Here is a 2,949-nt window from a genome sequence, read left to right as displayed (position 1 = left end):
TATGGTTAAGCTACTAAGAGCACACGGAGGATGCCTAGGCGCTAGGAGCCGATGAAGGACGTGGCGAACAACGAAACTGCCTCGGGGAGCTGTAAGCAAGCTTTGATCCGGGGGTGTCCGAATGGGGAAACCCAGCTGGGGTAATTTCCAGTTACTCACAACTGAATACATAGGTTGTGTAGAGGCATACCAGGGGAACTGAAACATCTAAGTACCCTGAGGAAGAGAAAACAATAGTGATTCCGTCAGTAGCGGCGAGCGAACGCGGAGAAGCCCAAACCAGAGAGCTTGCTCTTTGGGGTTGTGGGACGTCTCACATGGAGTTACAAAGGAACCGGTTAAGCGAAGAGGTCTGGAAAGGCCCGCCAGAGAAGGTAAAAGCCCTGTAATTGAAAGTCTGTTCCCTCCGAGACGGATCCCGAGTAGTGCGGGGCACGTGAAACCCCGTATGAATCCGGCAGGACCATCTGCCAAGGCTAAATACTTCCTAGCGACCGATAGTGAAGCAGTACCGTGAGGGAAAGGTGAAAAGCACCCCGGAAGGGGAGTGAAATAGAACCTGAAACCGTGTGCTTACAAAAAGTCAGAGCCCGTTTTAGGGGTGATGGCGTGCCTTTTGTAGAATGAACCGGCGAGTTACGTTCCCGTGCAAGGTTAAGGTGAAGAGCCGGAGCCGCAGCGAAAGCGAGTCTGAATAGGGCGATGTAGTACGTGGACGTAGACCCGAAACCGGGTGATCTACCCCTGTCCAGGGTGAAGGTGCGGTAACACGCACTGGAGGCCCGAACCCACGCACGTTGAAAAGTGCGGGGATGAGGTGGGGGTAGCGGAGAAATTCCAATCGAACTCGGAGATAGCTGGTTCTCCCCGAAATAGCTTTAGGGCTAGCCTCGGAAAACAGAGTCGTGGAGGTAGAGCACTGATTGGGTGCGGGGCCCGCAAGGGTTACCAAGCTCAGTCAAACTCCGAATGCCATAGACTTACTTCCGGGAGTCAGACAGTGAGTGCTAAGATCCATTGTCAAAAGGGAAACAGCCCAGACCATCAGCTAAGGTCCCCAAGTGTGTGTTAAGTGGGAAAGGATGTGGAGTTGCACAGACAACCAGGATGTTGGCTTAGAAGCAGCCACCATTGAAAGAGTGCGTAATAGCTCACTGGTCGAGTGACTCTGCGCCGAAAATGTAACGGGGCTAAACACACCACCGAAGCTATGGCTTGATGCTTTGCATCAGGGGTAGGGGAGCGTTGTATGTACGTTGAAGGTGTACCGTAAGGAGCGCTGGAGAGCATACAAGTGAGAATGCCGGTATGAGTAACGAAAAGATCAGTGAGAATCTGATCCGCCGAAAGCCTAAGGGTTCCTGAGGAAGGCTCGTCCGCTCAGGGTAAGTCGGGACCTAAGGCGAGGCCGAAAGGCGTAGTCGAAGGACAACAGGTCGAAATTCCTGTACCACCGTAAGCCGTTATGAGCAATGGGGGGACGCAGTAGGGTAGTGACGCGGACTGATGGATGTCCGTCTAAGCAGTGAGGCTGATGTGTAGGCAAATCCGCACATCGTAAGGCTGGACTGTGATGGGGAGCGAAAATTACAGTAGCGAAGGTCATGATCTCACACTGCCAAGAAAAGCCTCTAGCCAGGTGATGGTGCCCGTACCGCAAACCGACACAGGTAGGCGAGAAGAGTATTCTAAGGCGCGCGGAAGAACTCTCGTTAAGGAACTCGGCAAAATGACCCCGTAACTTCGGGAGAAGGGGTGCCCCGGTAGTGTGAATAGCACGAGGGGGCCGCAGTGAAAAGGCCCAAGCGACTGTTTAGCAAAAACACAGGTCTGTGCGAAGCCGTAAGGCGAAGTATACGGGCTGACGCCTGCCCGGTGCTGGAAGGTTAAGGGGAGCGGTTAGGGAGCAATCCCGAAGCTGTGAACCGAAGCCCCAGTAAACGGCGGCCGTAACTATAACGGTCCTAAGGTAGCGAAATTCCTTGTCAGGTAAATTCTGACCCGCACGAATGGCGTAACGACTTGGGCGCTGTCTCAACGAGAGATCCGGTGAAATTTTAATACCTGTGAAGATGCAGGTTACCCGCGACAAGACGGAAAGACCCCATGGAGCTTTACTGCAGCTTGATATTGAATTTGGGTACGATCTGTACAGGATAGGTGGGAGCCTTTGAAGCGTGAGCGCCAGCTTGCGTGGAGGCACCGTTGGGATACCACCCTGATCGTATCTAGGTTCTAACCTGGTACCGTAATCCGGTGCGGGGACAGTGTCAGGTGGGCAGTTTGACTGGGGCGGTCGCCTCCTAAAGAGTAACGGAGGCGCCCAAAGGTTCCCTCAGAATGGTTGGAAATCATTCGAAGAGTGCAAAGGCATAAGGGAGCTTGACTGCGAGACCTACAAGTCGAGCAGGGACGAAAGTCGGGCTTAGTGATCCGGTGGTACCGCATGGAAGGGCCATCGCTCAACGGATAAAAGCTACCCTGGGGATAACAGGCTTATCTCCCCCAAGAGTCCACATCGACGGGGAGGTTTGGCACCTCGATGTCGGCTCATCGCATCCTGGGGCTGAAGTAGGTCCCAAGGGTTGGGCTGTTCGCCCATTAAAGCGGTACGCGAGCTGGGTTCAGAACGTCGTGAGACAGTTCGGTCCCTATCTGTCGTGGGCGTAGGAAATTTGAGAGGAGCTGTCCTTAGTACGAGAGGACCGGGATGGACGTACCGCTGGTGTACCAGTTGTTCCGCCAGGAGCACCGCTGGGTAGCTATGTACGGAAGGGATAAGCGCTGAAAGCATCTAAGCGTGAAGCCCCCCTCAAGATGAGATTTCCCAGTATGTAAGACCCCTTGAAGACGACGAGGTAGATAGGCTGGGGGTGGAAGTGCAGCAATGCATGGAGCTGACCAGTACTAATCGGTCGAGGGCTTATCCAATATGCACGTTCTAATCGC

1 rRNA gene is annotated in these 2,949 nt (G+C 53.9%); it reads left to right on the top strand.

Annotated elements, in window-relative coordinates:
• Positions 1-3: 3 nt before the first annotated feature.
• A 23S ribosomal RNA gene (locus PPA03S_RS31965) occupies positions 4-2,931 on the top strand.
• Positions 2,932-2,949 lie beyond the last annotated feature (18 nt).

This window comes from Paenibacillus pabuli NBRC 13638 (assembly GCF_001514495.1).
Lineage (GTDB): Bacteria > Bacillota > Bacilli > Paenibacillales > Paenibacillaceae > Paenibacillus > Paenibacillus pabuli.
Note: the sequence above shows the minus strand (reverse complement) of the source record. Positions and strands in the feature narration are given on the sequence as shown.